This is a genomic window from Aporhodopirellula rubra, from assembly GCF_014192335.1.
Classification (GTDB): domain Bacteria; phylum Planctomycetota; class Planctomycetia; order Pirellulales; family Pirellulaceae; genus Rhodopirellula; species Rhodopirellula rubra.
In genome coordinates this window covers 154,769-172,489 of record NZ_JACHXU010000012.1, presented here as the reverse complement: position 1 = coordinate 172,489, position 17,721 = coordinate 154,769, and the positions used below count along the sequence as shown (strand labels likewise).

General features: G+C 55.8%; 13 protein-coding genes. 2 read left to right on the top strand and 11 right to left on the bottom strand.

Annotated elements, in window-relative coordinates; translation table 11 throughout:
* Positions 1–156: 156 nt before the first annotated feature.
* The 5 genes from FHS27_RS17220 to FHS27_RS31415 all read right to left on the bottom strand — a co-directional run bounded on the left by FHS27_RS17220 (position 157) and on the right by FHS27_RS31415 (position 6,905).
* Entirely contained in the window at positions 157–615 is a 459-nt protein-coding gene (locus FHS27_RS17220; protein WP_184306127.1) for a DUF1569 domain-containing protein, read from the bottom strand.
* Positions 616–816: 201 nt separating this feature from the next.
* Positions 817–4,926: an ATP-binding protein gene (locus FHS27_RS17215; protein ID WP_184306126.1), complete on the bottom strand. Its 4,110-nt coding sequence runs from the start codon at positions 4,924–4,926 to the stop codon at positions 817–819.
* On the bottom strand, positions 4,923–6,221 hold the full coding sequence (locus tag FHS27_RS17210) for a metallophosphoesterase family protein (protein WP_009102456.1): 1,299 nt from the start codon (positions 6,219–6,221) through the stop codon (positions 4,923–4,925). Before FHS27_RS17210 ends, FHS27_RS17215 begins: the two co-directional genes overlap by 4 nt.
* Before the next feature lie 244 nt (positions 6,222–6,465).
* The gene (locus FHS27_RS17205) at positions 6,466–6,783 is read right to left on the bottom strand and encodes a hypothetical protein (RefSeq protein WP_184306125.1); all 318 of its coding nucleotides are present in this window, start codon (positions 6,781–6,783) and stop codon (positions 6,466–6,468) included.
* A complete protein-coding gene (locus FHS27_RS31415; protein WP_261363941.1) occupies positions 6,780–6,905 on the bottom strand; it encodes a hypothetical protein in 126 nt (41 codons plus the stop codon). Before FHS27_RS31415 ends, FHS27_RS17205 begins: the two co-directional genes overlap by 4 nt.
* Before the next feature lie 259 nt (positions 6,906–7,164).
* On the opposite strand from FHS27_RS31415, the gene FHS27_RS17200 reads away from it, so the two are divergent.
* Positions 7,165–7,941: an SGNH/GDSL hydrolase family protein gene (locus FHS27_RS17200; RefSeq protein WP_184306124.1), complete on the top strand. Its 777-nt coding sequence runs from the start codon at positions 7,165–7,167 to the stop codon at positions 7,939–7,941.
* A gap of 266 nt (positions 7,942–8,207) precedes the next feature.
* Positions 8,208–9,134 (top strand): hypothetical protein, encoded by a 927-nt coding sequence (locus FHS27_RS17195; protein WP_184306123.1) that lies wholly within the window; start codon positions 8,208–8,210, stop codon positions 9,132–9,134.
* 161 nt (positions 9,135–9,295) lie between these two features.
* On the opposite strand, the gene FHS27_RS17190 is transcribed toward FHS27_RS17195, so the two are convergent.
* The 6 genes from FHS27_RS17190 to FHS27_RS17165 all read right to left on the bottom strand — a co-directional run bounded on the left by FHS27_RS17190 (position 9,296) and on the right by FHS27_RS17165 (position 17,684).
* Positions 9,296–10,582, bottom strand: a complete 1,287-nt coding sequence (locus FHS27_RS17190) for a DUF1552 domain-containing protein (RefSeq protein WP_184306122.1) — start codon at positions 10,580–10,582, stop codon at positions 9,296–9,298.
* 9 nt (positions 10,583–10,591) lie between these two features.
* Positions 10,592–13,162: a DUF1592 domain-containing protein gene (locus FHS27_RS17185; RefSeq protein WP_184306121.1), complete on the bottom strand. Its 2,571-nt coding sequence runs from the start codon at positions 13,160–13,162 to the stop codon at positions 10,592–10,594.
* Positions 13,163–13,333: 171 nt separating this feature from the next.
* On the bottom strand, positions 13,334–14,005 hold the full coding sequence (locus FHS27_RS17180; protein ID WP_184306120.1) for a family 16 glycoside hydrolase: 672 nt from the start codon (positions 14,003–14,005) through the stop codon (positions 13,334–13,336).
* Between the two features lie 594 nt (positions 14,006–14,599).
* Entirely contained in the window at positions 14,600–15,835 is a 1,236-nt protein-coding gene (gene dsrP, locus FHS27_RS17175) for a sulfate reduction electron transfer complex DsrMKJOP subunit DsrP (protein WP_184306119.1), read from the bottom strand.
* An 80-nt stretch (positions 15,836–15,915) separates the two neighbouring features.
* Positions 15,916–16,845, bottom strand: a complete 930-nt coding sequence (locus tag FHS27_RS17170) for a 4Fe-4S dicluster domain-containing protein (RefSeq protein WP_184306118.1) — start codon at positions 16,843–16,845, stop codon at positions 15,916–15,918.
* A 167-nt stretch (positions 16,846–17,012) separates the two neighbouring features.
* Positions 17,013–17,684, bottom strand: a complete 672-nt coding sequence (locus tag FHS27_RS17165; RefSeq protein WP_184306117.1) for a hypothetical protein — start codon at positions 17,682–17,684, stop codon at positions 17,013–17,015.
* Between the last annotated feature and the right edge of the window lie 37 nt (positions 17,685–17,721).

Below are 17,721 nucleotides of genomic sequence, written 5' to 3'. Positions count from 1 at the left end.
CGGTAAAGGATCGTGGAACAGAACATGCGGGCGAGACTAGGAAGTTCACCCACGCGACGTCAACAAAAGATAGGCAATCTAGAGCGTGATTGTTTTTGCTGTATTTACCGCCGCCAGGCGGTGGACCGCTGTCTGACAACGCAGCGATGGAAAGGCTTACGCAGCGTCGTTGACAAAGCCGAGATGCAATTCGAAATGTCGGCATTGCAATTGTTCGGTTTGTTCGTGCGAGAGTGATCCGAACATGGGATTCCGTGGGAGTTCCACCATCGTCGCGAAACGCTGGTGTGCGGCACGCAGTTCTTCGATTGCTTTTTCAACAGGAACGTCTTCCTTCGACCAGAAATAGGCCTGCATGCCGGCGGGCAATTTAAAGCCGGGTTTTGCAGGTCCCTTGACGATTCGGCCGCCGATCAGTGGGCCGACCAGTCGCAATAACAACGGGACTTTCGGTGGCGGCGCGTCACCGGTTGCCATGCGTATCGTCCGGGCGAGATGGTCGAGAATCTGACCCAGGGTGTAATTGCCCGTTGTTTGAACCGGCGTCACGGCGAGACGTTCCGCCTCGGCCATGGCCTCTTTTAACGTGTCAAAATGAAGCGAGCGATGGTTCATGCGAGCAGCCGTGGCGATTGAGACAGACGAGCGATACGGAAAAGGATTGATGACGAGCAGCGATGCCGAAAGAGCGGCAATTCTATCGTTGCCGATTTTCTCGCTGACGCCGCGTCACTCACATTTCGGAACGCTGAGACAATTTGCCACGGGAACCTTCGATCAGGCATCGCCGCTGCGAAAGTTCTGTTTAGAGGAGGTTTAGGAGGCGCGGCCGACGTGTTCGGCACGCCACCATGATCGGTCTTCCCCTTCGATTCCTTTCTCGCCCACGACCGCATTGTCACGGTTTCGTGAATCGTCTCTGGTATACCCGTCCCGGCCGAAATCGTCATCGGCGATTTCGGTTTCGACAATGCGGTCTTCTTCGGCAAGCCATTGATTTCGCGTTGCTTGGGCGGCTGCTTCATCGGCATCGATACGACCATCGGCCGGTTCACGTTCGAACCAGGCCCATCCGATCGAGTTGTCGACGATTCGCGTTTCCGTGATCGGTTCTGGTTCTCGCTCGACGACGATGCGCGTTGGTCGGACGGGTTCGGGTTTGGCGATCTTCTTCGGTTCGATCTTGATTTGCGGTGCCCGACGCCGACGGTGTTGTCGATGGAGTCGTTCGAAGCCGAAACGGTATTTTGATTTTGGCGGTTTCGGACGAGAGGGAGCAGTCACCCGGTTTTCGACGACCAGTGCGGCGGGGCGTGCGATCGGCAACGGCGGTGGTGCGATCACAACGGGCAACGGTTCGGGAGTCGGTTCGGGCTCGATGATTTCGGCAATCGGTTCGGGTTGCTCTTCGGGCTCTTCCTCGTAGGCTTCTTCCTCTTCGTATTCCGGTTCTTCGTACTCGTACGATTCTTCAGGTGGTGCGAGGATGTGAGCGCGACCGGGGGTGCCTTGTGCGGGCATTTGTCGAACTTCGACACCAATTTGGTGAAATATCTCCACGATGTGATCATGACACGTGAACATCATGACTTGGTGACCGAGTTCCGCGAAGGTTTGCAGAGTTCGGGCGGCGTGATGGGCACGTTCGCCGTCGAAGTTGACAAGCACGTCGTCGAGTACCAACGGCAACATCACACCACGTCGAGCGTAGGCCGCCGCGAGTGACAACCTTAACGCAATGAACACGGCTTCGCCCGTTCCCCGGCTGAGGACTTCGAGCGGCAACGATTTTCCTTCGCTGTCGTCGATCTTCAACTGGTTGGTGCCCAGCGGGGTCCAGATTCGCGTGTATTTGCCGTCGGTTAATTGGTTCAAGAACGAGGAGGCTTCGCGGAGCGTTTCCGGTTGGCGTTCGCGTTCGAATGTGCCGCAAACGTCCTCGAGTAGGCTGCTCGCCGTCGCGAGTGTTTGCCAGCGGCGTGCGAGTTTGTCGAGTTTGCGTTCGACGCACCCGAGTTCCAACCGAGCGGTCATCAACCGATCGTCGTCGCCGAGTTGTTTCATGCTGGCGGCGAGTTCACCTTGAGCGGTTTGCATCGACGCGATCCGGGCCTCGGTTTCACTCATTCGCGTCGTCAACGCATCCCAACGACGTTCGAGATCCGATGCCTTGGCACCTTCGATTTCACGGTCAACGTCGTCGTATTGGACCGACGTTCCGATCATCGTTCGGATTTGCTTGTCGAGTGCCTCACGTTGTTCAGCTAACTGCGCGAGCAACGATTTACGATCAACGATTTGATAAAACTGTTCGGCCGTCGCGACGCCACACTTGGCCCACAACGCACGCCGTTGCTGCTCGGCACGTTCGATCGTGCTGGCGTGAGACGAATGCTGTTTCTTGTACTGTTGATCCTGTGCCTTCAGGTCGCGTCGTTGTTTGATCCAATGTTGTTGGCGAGCGAGTTCTTCGTGCAGGTGGTTGAGTTGGTCGAGTGGATTGCTCCGAGACTTCAACGCCGATGCGGCACTCTTGGAAATCGGTGAAGTGCGTCGCGAGATCGTGTTCGCATCGTCGTCGCGATAACGGTCTTGGTCGACGTCGTCATAGTTATCTTCGTATCCGTTGGCTCCGAGAGCACGGTATTGAGCCGAGTCGCGGTTGCCCTTCGAATGACGGTTCTTGTCCCGTTTCTTATCACGTCCGCGATCATGCGTGTCACGTTCAATGGAATCGTGTTCGTCGTATTGGAACTCGTTAACGGTTGAACTGCCTTCGGACGCGTCGAGGGCTTCGATGTAGAGCGTCTCAATTCGCTTGGCGATTGTTTGGCGTTCGCGTCGACGTTGTTCACGTTCTTCACGCAAATCATGCAGCCGTCGCAGGCTCGCCTGCAACGTTTCGTAACCGTCGCCGAGCGTCCGGACGCTCTTGGGTGAGAGGGTGTTGGCTAGGCCGAGTCGATCCAACGTCGCAGTCCACTCGCGCCGAGCCTCTTTCATACCCTCGGCGGCTTTGGTCGCACGGGCGTACGATGCCTTGTACGACTGCATCGCGGCTTCGTGCGAATGATAGGCCGGCAAGGATTCTTCGAGTTCGGCGAGCAGCGTTTCCGATTCGCGAAGACGTGCTTCGAGCGACTCGTTGCTGGTCGGTAAATGAGAATCGACTTCCTCACGTTCGGATTCGACTTCGCGGATTTGGCGACGAACGCTTTCGATCTGACGCTCGCAATCTTCGAGATCAACTAACGTGCTGCGTTGGCCCTTTTCGCGACTGAGATAATAGACGAGCAATGCCATCGCACCGAACATGATGCACAGCATTCCCTGCGTCGGATTCGGGCGAGCGACAAAGGTCGTGATTTGGAAGACGTTGAACAGTCCGTAAAGGACTAGCATTCCGCCGACGATGAAAGGCAACCCGAGCAGGAACAGGCGGTCCATCGGCAACGCTTCATCGGTCGTCAATTCGATCGATTCACGTTCGAGGTCGCGATAGTGCCGCGTGAGTTTGTCGAGGTGTTGACCGAGTTGGATGCGATGACGCAGCGACGAGATGTTTTCGTTCTCGCGCCGGATCGCCTGTTGTAGATCGCTGGCGTGGGCACGATTGAGAACGTCTTGCAGTTTCTCGCTCAGCTTTTCCGCACGTGCTTTGTGCGTCTTGCCTTCGGCACGAGACTGTTTGAGCAGGAACATCTGCTCTTTGACGTTTTTCGCCGGTGACGACAACGCCGCCAGCGTGCTGCGTGACAGATCGGGTAACGCACCGGTGTCGCCCTCGGCGATTTGCATCCGTTCGTGTTCGTCGATGCCGAGTCGATCCGCATCGGCTTCGACTTGTTTGCGAGCTTTCTCGATCTGAGTATCGATGCGAGTGATTTGCTCCTCGAGAGCTTCCACCCAAGTCGCCTGTTGCGTGGCGGCCTCGATCCGTCCTTGCAGGTCGAACAATCGTTTGTTGACCGGCAACTGTTCGGCTTTGTCACGCAACGAACGTCGACGGGCTCGGATCTCTTCGATCTTTGCTTTGCGTTCTTCGATTAACGCTTCGATCTGAACGAGTTGCGAGGGTGCGTCATCGGGCAGATGGGCTTCGCCTTCGATCGCGTCGATTTCCGCGGTCAGTTCGGCACGCTTTTGCCATGGTTCGTGGACACTGGTGGCGATCTCAACGCAGCGTGCTTCGCGTTCCCACGCGACCATGCGTCCGCGCAACGATTCGATCTCTTGACTCTGCGTTCGGCGCTGCGTCGCCATTTCGCTCCACCGACGGGTTTGACCGGTGAGACGTTGGATTTCGTCGCGGAGTTTTTCACGACGGCTGAGCAATCCGGTCAGGTGGTTCGCGGCGGCTTCCTCTTCGCTTTGCGAGGGAGCGTCTTTGCCGATCAATTCGGTACGTCCGGCGCGTAAACTGCGAAGGACATCGACCAACGAAACGCGGTCCAGGCCGCTGCTGAGTTTGTACAGCTCGTCGGCGGCGGACGTGTCGTCGAGCGTGCTGAGTTCCTGTAGTTCTCGGATGCCGATGGCGAATACGTTGGTGAAGATCGGTTCGTCGATTTGACCGAGCAGCATGCTCAATCGGTGTTGCCCTTGGCTGAGTCCGTCCGTGCCGGTGACGGCCAGGCGTCCTGTCGTGTCTGAGTCGGTCAGTTGGCTGTGACGGCGGATTTCATAACCGCCACCGGGCCCGGTAACTCGGATCGCACCGCCGGGGGTGCCGCCGTGAATGGGAGGCAGGTAACGAGCGCGGCGTTCGGGGGTGAAGCCATACAGCATCGCACGCAGGAACTGCATCAACGTCGTTTTGCCGGCCTCGTTGGGACCGTAGAACAACGTCATTCCTTCGCTGAGCGAGTCAACGCTCAGGCCGGTCCAGACGCCGAAACCGTCAATTTGGATGTCTTTGATCTTCATGATTTGCGTCCCCATGACGGTTTGCCGCCGCGAAGCAATTCGACGCCCAGCAGCGTCGCTTCGTCGAGCGTTTCATCGCGATGTTGTGCTGGCACGTCGCCGAGCAGCGTGGTCGCGGTGCTAGAAAGTTCTGGGTGTTCTTCCGTGAACGGCATCAATTGAACGCGGCCGGCTTTGCCAGTCGCAGTGGTTTGGTCGGCGTTCGTCGACGCGTTGTTCGACGCACTGCCCGCTTTGCGAAATTTGTCGGACGCGCGAAGGAAGTCGCCGAGGATCGTGTCTTCCTCACGCCATGATTTTGGATAGTTCCGAGGTGGCCGGACCGTCAGTCGTGTTGTCCAGGCCGCCGGGTTACCGTTGCCGTGGTCACGCCGCAATTGGCGAAGCAGTTCGACGGGATCGCCGACGGACGAAATCATTTCCGGATCGTTCAACGCCACGTCCCACGCGATCAACAAATGACGACCGCCGTTGTCGTTGGCGAGCGTGTTGATCTTTTGGCCGAGAAGGTTGCGGAGGCTACCGACGCTGCGAATCTCCTCCGCGTCGATCGTTTCATGACAGTAGCGGAATTGATCCGATTCAACGCGATGCACGCGTGCGGTTTGTTCGGCATCGACATCGACGACGCAATATCCATGCGCGCCACTTTCATCGAGACCACGCCCTTGTGGTGATCCCGGTTGGATCGCACCGGCGGGGGCACCGCCTTCGATTTCGGTGTAGTTGTGGGCACCGCCGAGTGCCCAGTAATCCATCCGTCCGGTCGCCAAGGCGTTTGCGTCCGCGGCGCCGTATCCGACACCGACGGTGAACTCATCGGTGGGCTCGGTTTGGAAGCCCGGCACATGAAGGGACGAGCGGCCTTCGCTGCTGCGGCCGACGATGGTACAGACCACTCGGCCGGCCCGTTCGTAAGGAATCGAGAGCGGTTTGTCGCGCGGGAACAGCGTGACGTTGGGCGGCAGCGGCACCGCTTCGGGCCACTGTTTCGGATCGTCTGCGATGCCGGCGGCCCAGTAAACCGGGGTTCCCGCGGCGTGCAGTTTCTCGAAATTATCGAGCAGCAACGACATCCCATGAGGCCCGGCCGCAACCGGATGGAGCAGGTCGCCGCTCAAGACGAGAAAGTCAATGTTTTCAGCCAATGCGGCTTCGAAAACCGCGGCCGCAGCCGTGCGTGGTGCGGTCGCGAGTGCCTCTCGGAGGTTCGGCGGCAGTTGATCGAGATCGCCCAGCGGTGTTTCTAAATGAAAGTCGCTGGCGTGGATAAAGCGAAAGGATTCACCTGGCATCGTTTCCTCCTTGAAAACGTCGATATGGCATCTTGCCGTGAAACTTTAACGAATCTCCCAAAATTACGCAAAATCAATTTGCGGGAAACTCGTTTAAGTTTTCAACCGCAGTTTTTTGAGGGCCACGTAAGTGTCGGTGGCGTGCTCAGCGGCGTGGTTCGTGGCGTGTTCACGTCGGCCGGGACAACCGTCTGAATCGTCCTCCGGGACGGCGATTTCGATCATTCAGGGGGAAACGGCTCGCTCAGTTGAGCAGTTTTTCCTTTAGAAAACCGTTCGTCGATCGGTAGGTCGTTTCCGACGTTCTGGGAATCGCCAGGTGGCATTTTTGCCCGACGCTGTCCGCCTTTTCTTTCATTTTCACGTCGTAGACGGGATGGTGGATGCCGTGTCCAGCGGATTTCGAAGGCAATGTCATGTCGCCGCCGTGAGACATCTTGAGCGGCGGATCGTCGGACGTGACATGGTTGTAAGCCGAAAACTCGACGTAGAGATCGCGGTGTGGGGCGTAGTTCTCCAACGCACCCTCGATCGTGAGTTCGCCCACGGCCATGTAGATCATGGATTGCGAATCGCGGCGATTGGCGTCGGCGCTGGTGATGCATCGACATCGGCTTCTTGCCCGCCCGCGGTTTCGGAGAACGCGGAGATCGCGATCAAGCAAATGAGCGTTTTGATGAGCACCAGGAAGCCCGTGGGAGTGATTTCAATTTGTTCGCAGCGTAGTTCAGTGGTTTTCCGCTCTACACGAGCCGACTTTCGAATTCAACGTTCGTCCGTGATCTGACACCGTACCGAAAATCGACAACACGGTGATGGAGTACAATCACGCGTCGGTGACGTTGAAAAGAAGTTATTCTAGCAGCCAATTGAGTTGATCAGGGGATTTCGAAAATCACGTCCGAGCGTTCGCCATTGCCGCTTTTACCGTAACACTAGCAAGATGAAGATCAATCGAATGTTGAAGTTTCCAGTCGCAGTTTCGGCGTCCCTGATATTGTTGTTCGCATCGACTGCGGGGGCACGAGCACAGGAGTTAGCCGATAAAGAGGAACTCTACACCGGCAAGGAATATCATAGTGCGTTCGCCAATCCTAAGGATGATCCCAGTTTGCCGAACGTATTAATCATTGGCGATTCGATTTCGATCGGATACACGGTTGATGTGCGGAAAAAACTATCGGGCAAAGCGGATGTGTTTCGGATTCCGACCAACGGAAAGTACGCAGCACATGGTCTCGAGAAACTGGAGCAGTGGCTAGGTCAGCGGCAGTGGGATGTGATCCATTTCAATTGGGGATTGTGGGACGTCTGCTATCGACATCCGATGTCAAAAGCACAAGGTCATCGAGACAAAGTCAACGGAACACTGACGGCGAGTCCGGAGGAGTACCGGCAAACTCTCGAAAAGATAGTCGAGCGGTTAATCGAAACTAAAGCAAAGCTGATTTGGTGCGCGACCACGCCAGTCCCGGAGTTTGAGGTCGGGCGAAACGTGGGAGATGAAATCAAATACAATCGGATCGCTGAATCGATCATGAAAAAGAACCACATCGCCATCAACGACCTTCACGCCCATGCACTGCAGAGACTGCCGGAGATTCAGATCAAGAAAGGCGACGTTCATTTCACAAAGCCCGGCTATGCGTTTTTAGCCGAGCAGGTCGCCCGTGAGATCGCGTCGGCATTAGACAGTCTCGATGACATGAGTGATGAATGAACGTGTAGCATGCTCAGTGTTATTGTGTATTGGTGGTCGTCAGAGTCATTTACTGATCGTTGCCCCGTTTCGGGGAGGTCTGCATTGGATTCGGGCGACTTCGTTACATTGGGCATCCCATCACGAGATGTGCCGTTAGAACGTTTTCAATTGTTGTAGCCATCGTCGCCAGGTGGTGGAACAGGTTCTGGCGGAAGGAACTGCTTTTTTGAAACCGACTTCGTTTGCAGAAAAGCTCGATAACTATTGCATTGATGGGATCCATCATGTCCGGAGATCCGTTGTCCAATCAAAAGCCGATGCACTGGAAAGGCGACGCGGAGGTTTTGGAGGATTTGCAGAAAAAACTGCGATGGTCACTTGCGATGGAAACGCCTCGCAAGTCATTCGAGTGCTCGATCAGGCTTCTCGATGCAGGGAAGTCGCCCGCGAAGGTTGTTTGGGCCGTTCGCGACCAAGCGGGGATTTCACTTCCCGAGGCGAAGCAATTAGTCGAATCGGCCCCTGTGAACATCCCACTGCCTTTCTCAACACCCATCTGCGACGACAAGATCCAATCCACGGTCAGGGACGCTGAATGGGCGTTGCACTTAGCAGGCGCGCGGGTGGAAACGCCGCCAACCTCCGAGTGGACAGTGCTGCCGTTCGAGCAGGATTTCATGTCGTTGTTTCCACGTTTGGAATTATTGCCGAACTGGAAAACCATCGCTCAAGTTTATGCTGGCCCACGTGAAGGTTTTCACCGTATTTGGATGTTGCCGCCCAGCGCACCGTCATGGGAAACGCAAAATCCATTGTGGGAGGGAGAACGGCCGGTTGGTGCACGTGGGATTGAAGAGGCTCTCCGCGGTGATCATTCACCACAATCATATACGGACGCGTCCGTATTGATCCGCGTGTTTGGCATGGTTGGATCGGGATGGAATGAACAGGAATGGAATAGCCATCAGATCGTCAGCCAACCCACGGACGAAAACTGGTCGTGGATTCAGGGCGAGGTGCGCAGCGATGCCGATCTGCAACCGAGCGTCGAGATCGAAACATCAGGCAATGCGATCGTGACGTTCTTTTCGGTGACTCGGCTCAACGAAGTCCGACTGATTCGTCATCGCGATCGCTATCGCCCCGGCAGTTACCATCCCGAATCCGAGGTGCTTCTGTGTGCAACCGGAGGTCAGGGGTATGTCTACTGAGCCGTGAGGTTGTGTGATCGCGAAAACGCTGAAGCAATGTAACGCGATTTTATCGAAGAGACGCTCTTGCCAATCCTGACAAATTTAATAGACGCCGCTGGTAGCTGGTGGGAGTTTAGTCGTTTGCTCACAAAGGAGCACCAGCGAAGATTGGCGAACGCTTACGCTTCGAACAATTCGTCGATGACGCCGGTCGCATCGCCAAACGAATCGACGTTAACGCCGCTGCCGCGGAGAGTTGAAAGCCACAGGTTGCAGAGCGGAGTCTTCTCGTCCTTCATCACCAAGTGACGCCCCTGTTTGAATCCGGCGCCTCCTCCCGCTATCAGCGTCGGGCAATTGTCGAGGCTGTGCTTGCTGCGCAGGTTACTGCCGAAGGTCAGCGCGACGTTGTCCAGAAGCGTGGAACCGTCGGCTTCCGTGGTGGCTTTCAATTTGTCGAGCAGGTGTGCGACCAATCTCGCATGGGCTTGGTCGCGTCGGATCGAATCGTGTGTCCGCTCGGTGCCGGCGTAGTGACTCAGGTTGTGGGCCGTATAGCTCGACCCGATGCTGGCACAAAAACTGTCCGATGGCAAACGGTAGGTGAAAACGCGTGAGGCGTCGACTTGCATCGCCGCGACCATCAGGTCGTAGACGGCCTCGACTGCGGGCGCGCCTTCGAGACTCTCGCTGGGTTCTTTGACCGGATTGGTGGGCGTCTTCTTCGGCACGTTCAACCAGCTTTCTTCTTTACCGATCCGTTTTTCGATGTCGCGGATGGATTCGAAGTATTCGTCGAGCTTTTCGACGTCGGTTTGAGTCAGGCCGCGTTTGACCGAACGCGCGTCAGACAGCACCGTGTCCAACGCCGATCGTTCATCGGCGAGCATCGCTTGACGTTGAGCGAGTGGAATGGAGTCACCGGAAAAAAGTTTATGATAGAGGGCAACCGGGTTTTGCAGACCGAGGATGGGTTTTCCGTTTTGGTTCCACGACAGTGATCCGGCACCGTGGCCGAGCAAGTCGCTGCCGTCGACGTGCATGGACGTGTAACGTGTTTGGCTGCCGAATTGTGCCGCTGCGACTTGGTCAACCGAGACTGTGTTATGGAAGTTCCGACCGGGAATGGCGAATCGGTCGGCTCCCGTTAGCCAGAACGTGGAACCGGAGTGCCCGTCTCGCGAATTGGCATGCTCGAGATGTTGCAGAATGCTGATGTCCTGTTTGTGTCGAGCCAGAGGCGTCAAGCTTTCGGGGAGTTTGTAGTCGTACCCGGTGTCGTTTTTGTCGGGATACCAAGCGTTCGCGGTGACTCCAAATCCGGTGCCCAGGAAGATCATTCGCTTGGGAGGTGTCGTTACCTGAGACGCGGCGGACGCGAAGCGACGGAACCCGAACGACTCAAGAAACGGGAGCGCGATGACGGCCGTGCTGCTGCGCAAGAATTGTCGGCGTGTTTTGTTCATGGGGATTTCCTATTTCAAACGAAAGGCTTCTGATTGGACGAGAGCATGAATGAAAGCAGTGATCGTATTGCCTTCCTCGGCGGCATCGGTTGTGATTTGCGTGGCGAAGTTGTGATCGGAGATGGCGTAAGGACGGCCGAGAGCATACGCAATCAAGTTCTCCGACAGGCCGCGTGCAAAGGCGTCGTTGTAATGATTGAGAATGTTCTCCCTGAGTTCGTGGTAGCTAGTGAAACGCTCGCCTCGGGGCAGTTCACCTGAGGGATCGATTGGGAACTGTTTGTATTGCAACGCTTGCTTCTTGCTGCGTTTCGCGTTGGCTGCAGGTGGGATTTTGACTGCTTCCATTTCCCGCCACAGTCCCGTGGCGGTGAAGTTTTCCATTCCGTAACCGATCGGATCGATCTTGTGGTGGCACGAGGCACACTGGGGTTCTTCCTGATGTCGCTTTTGCAAATCACGAATGGACAGTGCGGCGTCTTCGTGTTCCAACATCGGAATGTTGGGTGGCGCCGGGGGCGGCGGATCGTTCAGTAAGTGACGCAGCACCCACACGCCTCGTTCCACCGGCGAAGACCGAAGGCCGTCGGAGCCCATGATGTGAACGGCTGCCATCCCGAGCAGTCCGCCACGCGGAGACGCAGGCGGCAACGAAACCTTGCGGAACTCAGATCCGTTGACGTCGGGAAGTTGATAGAAATCGGCCAGGACGTCGTTGACGATGACGAAGTCCGATTTGAGTAATTGATCGATTGGTAAGTCAGCGATCGTGACATGACGAATGGTCTGGTACACCTCCTCACGGGCGCTACGGCGTACCGATTCGTCAAACTCGGGAAAGTCAAACGCACTGAAATCGAACATGTCGATTCGCTTCATGTCGAGCCACTGGTGAGTGAAACCGCTGATGAAGCGATCAAATCGCGGGTCTTGTATCAGGCGTTCGGTTTGAGTTTTGAGAACGTTTGGCTCGGAAAGGCTGCCGTTATTGGCGGCCGCCATGAGTGATTCATCCGGTGGCGAACTCCAGAGGAAATAGGCGAGGCGAATCGCGAGCTCCTGATCGCTGAGCTGGACGGGGCTTTCGCTGTCGCCGCGTGGTTCGATCAGGTAAAGAAAACTCGGTGAAGACAGAACCAACGCGAGGCAGTCGATGATTGCCTTTTGCGGTTTGTCGCCTGCTTCACGACGATTGAGATAGTACCGAACCAAATTGTCGAGGTAATCCGGATCCGGTGTTCGGTTTCTGAAACTCTCAGTCGCAAACCGTGTGATGATGCTTCTCGCGTATTCCTCGTCCGATTGGTCGTCATCCGGTTGCAACAACTGCGGCAACTGTTGCAGACGTTCATTAAAAAAGGGTCCTTCCAACTCGACATAGTCGACCCAGACCGCGGGGAGACGCCCGGCACCGTTCTTCGCCTTCCACTGGATGTCGATCCTATATGGCCAAGGTTCCTCGTAGTTCCGCTGCTTCACTCGGAACGCCCCTTTGACGCCGGCGGGGTTCTGCAGTTGCAATTCGATGATTTGCGGATCTTCGATGGGGGCGGTTACTTTCGCGAGCCCGTCTAATGTGGTGAAGATGTTCTTCCCGGACTGGAACTGTACCTGGAGGTAGCGTTCGTGATCCATCGCGGTGTCGTAACTTGCCGCCTTGATCCGCAATTTGTACGTGCCGCCGGGATACCACGATTCGACGACCACGCGGGGCATGCGTTTGACCGGCCCGTTGTGGCGTCCTGGTAATAGGATCGTGCCCGTTTTGCTCTCGGGACGCGTTAGGAAGTAGAGATCGTAGACCGCCATGGCATACGTGTGGTTGTCATAGACGTTCTTTGCCTGTTCTGGGGTCGTGAATCCGAAGTCCTGCGGTGGTTTCCCGGCTTGTGCCAGGAAGGCCTTCGCGAGTTCGAAGGCTTCCCGTTTTTCCTCCGCTTTGGCGATGTATGCTTGCGAGATGGTTTCGCCTTCGAAACGAACTGTCCGTGGCTTCGGTCTTGCTTTTGAATTCAGCGCGTATTCGAGGGCGCGAGTTGCGGTCTCGCGGTACTGTTCGAACTGATCGCTCGAGAAGAAAAGTGACCCACCCGCGGTGTCGAAACCGCCCGTCTCTTCGTCATCGGGCAGTGTCGAAACATCGGGGCGAAATCCCAGCAACGCCTCCAACGTGTTTTGATATTCTCGCCGATTGAGTCTCCGCATGGTGATTTCGCCACCGCTGTCGCTGAGGATGTTCCGCGCAACGACCATTCGTTTCGATAGCTCTTCGAGAAACGCTGCTTTCTCTTTGTCTGAAATCGGGGTGGCGTCCTCCGGTGGCATCTCGCCGGAGTTCAACGCCGCCAGGATGTTATCCCAGTGTTCCGCGGTCTGGATGTCTTTGCTGATTTCAAATGACAGCACCTCCAAATCCAGCTTTCCCTCTTGCGACTGCGAATCATGGCAGTCGTAGCAGTACTTGCGAAACAGTTCGGCACTCTCCTTCGGCATTATGGCCTTTGTCGATTGACCGAACGAAAGATTGCAACTCAGGATGATCGCGGTCACGGCGAGTGTGGATAGAATCGATTGTTTCATGTTTCTCAGAGTTCTGTATGCGTGATGCAGACGAAGCAGCAAAGCTCAATCGTCGGATGACCTGTTTGTTTTCAAATCAAGGGTTCGCGACCTGCCGGTAAGAAACCGAGCGGAAATGCATGAGTCGTCTGGTTCGACTCATGTTGTCATGCGGGCAAAGTGCGAGTGTTTCTATTCGCAAGAGATGACGGTGACACGATCGATTTCGAGGGCCCGCCCGACTTCAATTCGAAAGTTGTCCTTGGTCGGGTGTGCGATCGATTCCGAAGCCAAAGAAGCTAGTTCTGTCCCATCGATAGAAACCGTCAACTCGTTGCCTTGCACGTGCACCAGTAGTTCGTGCCATTCGTTGAGGCTCAGATCCAGGCGCGCACGAGTCGTCGCTGCATCCAGCGTTGCCTGTTGTTGAGAAGATGGTTTCGCGACCTTCGCTGCTTTCATGCTCTGTTTGATCTGATAGGCAATGGCAGCATCCTGTAATTCTAATTGTCCGTTTCCCGCGCGGACGCTGAACAGCATTCCTTGTTTGATGGTCTTTAACGCGGAGTCTCGGACTTGAATCCGGAACGGGGCGCTCTGGTCGGCGAGCTTAAAACGGACGGTCAGCGATCCGTTTCGGAAGTCGGCTTTGTGCAGCAAATTTGCGTAGTGTTTGGCGTCCGAGTTGCGAGTAACTCGCGCGACGCCGTCTTGCAGTACGAACCGATGCTCTTCATGTGAATTCAGTTTCCAATCGTTTTCGATTCCTTGGGCATCCGCTTTCAGTTCTCGCGCGAATTGGTCGTCGAATACGACCGTTGAATTTCCTGATTCGGCCGGTGTGGGCATTGCGAAAGTGGCCATGCAAAGGCCATAGAAACAAAACGCACTGAATTTCAACATAAACAAGTTCTCGTATCGGGAAGTCTATTGAGTCAAGGATGAAGTCGAGCGTCGGTCTCATGTCACACGGCAGTTTTCATGTCCGTAGCTCGCCACTGAATCTGGTCAACTCACGCGTTGGCACATGATGGGATGGGAAGTTCTTCATGGGCTTCCGTGTCGAGACGCGCTATTGGTTCATTTCATCCTGCCCTTTGCGGTCGTCTCGTGCCGCTCCGCGAATTTCACGGAACTGCTGTCGATCGCTCGCACTGCAATCGTGACGGCAGCATCGTGACGTGCGAGATCTTTGCTCATTAGTAGGTAATTCCACCGCACCGCATGGAATTAGCAAAGATTCTGAACTTTTTTAGAAAGCCGATTGTGAAGCTCAATCAATCCACAACTGGCCGGCTGTATATGAATGCGCCGATGGTTGCTCGCGACTGCGGCGAGTTGCAACCGATTGATTGTCCGTGACGCATGGGGGCAGTGATCACACGGCACGCCAAACCCGCGACTGATGCGATTGGTCAGAAAAGGCTTCGTCGACCAGAAGCGGTGTCGGCGCGTGAGTTAGTGGATCGGTCGTTTGAGCGTTGGGAGCGCGGTTTTGATCGCGATGGTGAAGATCATCAGACCAAACGCCCATATGCCGACGGTGACTTTCCACTCCAATTGGCTGGGGACGTATTCGACGATCTCATGCAATGTGCTGGGGATGAAGCCGGGAATGATCAGGCCCATCCCTTTTTCGATCCACGTACCGACAAACGCCATCGCACAGGCGGTGATCAAAAGAGGACGCCATCGTTCGGACAAAATGCCCGACCACAAAAACAGCAATGCGGCGGTGATGTTCAGTCCGATTGCCGTCCACGTCCACGGCACCAATGCGGTCTTTCCATGCAGTCCAAAGAACAGGTACTTGGCCGCGCTCACATGGGATCCACCGGTGTAGAACTCAGTGAACAATTCCGACGCCACCATCAGTAAGTTGATCAAGATGGTGACACGAATGATTTTCGTTAGCGTGGCGATTGGTTGGTCAAGTCCGATAACGCCGGTCAAACGTTTGATCAGAATCATGGAAACGATAATGAACGCCGGGCCTGAGACGAACGCGGATGCTAGAAACCGAGGTGCTAGCAACGCCGTGTTCCAGAAGGGGCGACCGCCGAGTCCGCAGTAGAGGAACGCGGTCACCGTATGAATCGAAATTGCCCAAACGATCGACACCATGACGAACGGTACGTACCACACCGGATTGGGGCGGCGTCCGAGGAATCGCATGTAGAGTAAATAGCCGCAAATGTGCAGATTCAAGACGAGATAACCGTTGAGAACGATCACGTCCCACGTCAGCATCGAGATGGGGAAATTGAATTTGCCGATGCCAGGGATCAAGTGCCAGAATCGATCCGGTCGACCCAGGTCAGCGACCACGAACATGAGGCACATCACGATGGCCGCAACTGCCAGGAGCTCGCCGATGATGACGACGTCATGCATTTTGCGGTCGTGGTACAGGTACGCGGGGATGACCATCATCACGCCTCCCGCGGCGAGTCCGACCATGAAGGTGAAGTTCGCGATGTACAATCCCCAACTGACCTGGTCGGTCATGTTCGTGCCAACCATCCCACCGGCGACCTGGTTTGCCCACGCGTTGGCACCGACCAGGAAGATCGCCGTCAACATCGTCATCCAAGCGTAAAAGCCGAAGGAGCCTTCGGTCGCCAACCAAAGCGAACGGCCGATGAATTTCGGGTAGCTCGAGATGTGGCTCTCGGTGGTCGCGGTATTGCTCATGATGATTTCGCGGGGAACAGCAACGATTGGAGTGGGGAGACCTTGCGATAGATCCTGGCGGATGTGAATCGCGGCGAGGACTAATCGAAGTAGTAGAAGAACGCGGGTTTGGTGCCGAGTTCTTCCTTAAGGATGTAGACCCGTTTATTTTCCAGTATCCAGCGGATGTTCGAGTCTTTATCGAGAATGTTGCCGAAGACTCGGGCACCTGTCGGGCATGCTTCCAAACACGCGGGCAGTTTGCCTTTGCGTGTTCGGTGCAGGCAATAGGTACACTTTTCGACCACTCCGACGGGGCGGACACGGTTGCTGAGATATCCCTGGTCTGGGTTGATCTCTTCTGCCGGAACCTCGGGTTCTTTCCAATTGAATCGCCGAGCATGGTAGGGGCAGGCGGCTTCGCAGTAGCGGCAACCGATGCACCAGTTGTAGTCAACGACGACGATCCCGTCTTCTTCTTTCCAGGTCGCTTTGACCGGGCAAACATCGACGCATGGCGGTTCATCGCACTGCTGACATTGAACCGGTAAATAGAATTTGTCGTCTTTGGGGACCGCGCCGGTGTACGTGGTTGAACCCTGTTCCATGTCCATCGTGCCTTTGGGCATTTCAATGACACGGATGTACGATTGGTTGGTCGTTCGGTCGTGGTTGTTTTCTTTGTGGCACGCTTCGACACATTTGCCGTTCCCGTTGCAAACGCTCAGGTTGATCGCGTAGACGAACTTGGTTCCCGGGATCGGTCGGTCGTCTGAGATATGGACGTCGACGCCATGCTTTTCTTTGGCTTCGGTCTCTAGCCGGGCAATCACGTCTGATTTTTGTTCCGGTGACAATTCCGTGTAATGCTGTTGCATGAATTCCGCCGCCGTCGTGTTCTTGGCGGCCTGCCGAAGCGGCGACACAGCAGCGACGAATGCCGCAGCACCCAGCGTTGCAAAGCCACCTTTCACGGCAGCACGGCGAGAAAAATTCTCGACGATCGGAAGGCTCGGTTTCGACGTTTCCATCAGATTGTCTCGCGGTGGGGAACCAAGCGTCAGGTGTTAGTAAACGGTGTGGACGGCAGTCGAATCTCCGCAAAGACGGAGCAGTCTGAAGATGATTTCGTCAAACAATAAGGTCGTCGGGCCGCGAGCGGTTTGGAATGCGGTCGCGGGCAAAAGCTCATCACGTCTTAATGCGGTTCAGGTTCGGGATGGGGTGCGTTGAAGCGGTCCTTTGGTTTGAAGCCGACAATCATTTTCGGGAAGCTCGGTGCGTGTGGGTCATGGCAATCAATGCAGTTGTTTTTGGTTTGCGGTCCGCGAGATAGGTCCCAGAAACCGTTCATCCCGCCGTGAGCACCGTGGGCGAACGATGTCGCTTGCGGGCCATGGCACTGCGAACACAACGTCATCACGTCGCTGTAATCGACACGCGTCCCGTCGGCTAACCGCAGGGAATCGGCGTCGTCGGGGTTGTGGCAGGAATAGCACGCGATCGTGCCGTGGTTGAATTGCATGCCCTGATGAAACTCGTTCAGCGTCGCGGCGGTGCGGTTTTGAAGGTCCGGAGGTCGAACGCTGTGACACGTCGAACATGCGACGGTTCCGCTGCGGCCTTGCGGATCACTGCCGGCGAGTTCGATTCGAGGCGGGCCGTCGGGGCGTCGAACAGTGACCGCGAACGTAGGCGGTTTGGGGTGAGTGGGGGCGTCCGCGGATGACTCGTCCGCTAGGGCGTTTGACTCGAGAGTCGCTTCCGCTGCCGGCGAACCATCGGTGTTGCGTTGAGGTGGTGCGACTAACGCAGCGGCTACCATGGAGGCGATCAAACAGACGAAAATTAAACTTGCGATTCGTGGCATCAATTTTCTGTCCAAAACAAGGTTTCCCCAATGACTC